2 protein-coding genes are annotated in these 2,065 nt (G+C 58.6%); both read left to right on the plus strand.

Annotation, left to right across the window (positions count from 1 at the left end):
• The first annotated feature begins 257 nt into the window (after window positions 1-257).
• Window positions 258-506 (plus strand): helix-turn-helix domain-containing protein, encoded by a 249-nt coding sequence (locus CHU93_RS00040; protein WP_094472191.1) that lies wholly within the window; start codon window positions 258-260, stop codon window positions 504-506.
• 2 nt (window positions 507-508) lie between these two features.
• Entirely contained in the window at window positions 509-1,852 is a 1,344-nt protein-coding gene (locus CHU93_RS00045) for a type II toxin-antitoxin system HipA family toxin (protein ID WP_094472192.1), read from the plus strand.
• Window positions 1,853-2,065: the final 213 nt, after the last annotated feature.

Raw genomic sequence — 2,065 nt, forward strand, 5'->3', positions numbered from 1 at the left:
GACCACACCGCCGCAGTTACACCACGCGGTGGGACACGATCACTCGTGGATTTTGGCTGAGGCCCTGTTTCGCATTGGCACCATGGTGGGCCAGCCTTTTCAACTGACCGCGCGCCCTTGAAGGGATAAGGCCACCTTATACCCTGGAGGGTATTTATCGCGCTTATCCCCCGCAGGGTATATTCGATCTCTATCCCCCAGAGGGTATATTGCGTCTTTATACCCTTCGGGGTATAATGTAATGACTGGAGACCGTCATGGGCGAAATTGTCAGACTGCCCAGCCAGCTGGGCGCCATCATTCAAAGCGAGCGGCAACGACGCAACCTGACCCAAAAGGATCTCGCGAGCCTCGCTGGGACCCTACAGAAAACCATTTCCGCGATCGAAAATGGCAACCCGGGCACAAGGCTTGATACGCTGCTGAGCGTGATCGCGCATCTTGGCCTCGACATTGAGCTGGTGCCCCGCGCTGCAGCCAAGGCGTCGATTGAGGATATCTTCTGAGGATGGCGCGCCGCAAAACCCATGTGCCGCTGAATGTCCTCATCAACGGCCGTCTCGTCGGTCGCTTGGAAAAGGCGGGCAACGGCGCGACCAGCTTCCAATATGCGCCCGAATGGCTTGCCTGGGAAAATCGCTTTCCGATTTCCCTGTCGTTGCCGCTGGTTCCAACCGCCTATCGTGGAGATCAGGTCTCTGCGGTTTTCGACAACCTCCTCCCGGACCGCGATGCCATTCGGCGCCGCGTGGCCGAAAGGATGGGGGCAGAAGGGACAGACTTTTACAGCCTCCTGCAAGCGATCGGGCGGGACTGCGTTGGCGCACTGCAATTCGTGCCAGACGGCATGCAGCCCGCCTCCGTCTCCGAAATCGCGGCTGAACCCATCAGCGACCAGGAGATCGAGGCAATGCTCGCAGATCTGGCGCAAGCCCCGCTCGGTCTGGACAGAGAACAGGAGTTCAGGATCTCGGTGGCTGGTGCACAGGAGAAAACGGCCCTGCTCCGCATGAACGACCGCTGGTATCGCCCCCTCGGCATGACCCCGACCACGCATATCCTGAAACCGCAACTGGGACAGATTCAGACCGCAGACGGCATGATCGACATGTCGGACAGCGTGGACAACGAGCATTATTGCCTGCGATTGCTTCACGCGTTTGGCCTTGATGTGGCCAAAACCGAGATCATCACGTTTGGGACGCGGCGGGTGTTGGTGGTGGAACGATTTGACCGACGCCGGCGCGGAGATTCGCTCATCCTTCGCCTGCCCCAGGAAGATTGCTGCCAGGGGCTCGGTGTACCGCCGACACGCAAATACCAGAGCGATGGCGGGCCCGGCATGCGAGACATATTGGGCCTCCTGAAGGGCGCGCAGGATCCCCAATCTGATCAGGCCGCGTTCCTCAAGAGCCAGATCATCTTCTGGCTCATCGGTGCCACGGATGGGCATGCGAAGAACTTCAGCATCTTCCTTCGGCCGGGGAACAGCTACGGACTGACGCCATTCTACGATGTGCTGTCCGTGCAACCCGCCGTCGACAAGGGGCAGATTTCGCAGAAGAAATTCCGACTGGCGATGGCGACTGGAAAAAATCGCCACTATCGGATCGACGAGGTGATGGGGCGCCACTTTGTCCAGAGCGGCAAGGCTGCTGGCCTTGGGCAGCAGGCAATTCGCACCGCAATCACAGATATCTTGGATCGCGCTGGCACGGCGGCAGCAACCGCCCGGGCTGAAATGCCGAACGATTTCGCAGGCGGCATTCATGAAAGCATAGCGGCCGCCATTGATCGGCGGCTCGCAATGCTGGCAAGTGGACTCGACGAACTTTCAAACGTGTCCAGTTAACAGGGTCGATCTACGTGTTTTCCCGCTCCCAGACCTATCGCCCACCGGATAAGCCACTGGCCGATCATCTACGAAGACAGTTGCAGACGTTTGTTTGAAAGTCCGCACCTGCTTGGCATCGCATTGCCAAGACTCGATAGGACGCACGTGAAACATGATAGGGATAGTCAATGGGTTCAGACTCATTCAAAGCCAGAATGCGATAGCGGCGGC

This window comes from Sandarakinorhabdus cyanobacteriorum (assembly GCF_002251755.1).
In the GTDB taxonomy this organism is placed as follows: Bacteria; Pseudomonadota; Alphaproteobacteria; order Sphingomonadales; family Sphingomonadaceae; genus Sandarakinorhabdus; species Sandarakinorhabdus cyanobacteriorum.

Bases quoted from the DNA above. Each gene is read 5' to 3' on its own strand.
- CHU93_RS00045 (WP_094472192.1), top strand. From the start codon at position 509: ATGGCGCGCCGCAAAACCCATGTGCCGCTGAATGTCCTCATCAACGGC.
- CHU93_RS00040 (WP_094472191.1), top strand. From the start codon at position 258: ATGGGCGAAATTGTCAGACTGCCCAGCCAGCTGGGCGCCATCATTCAA.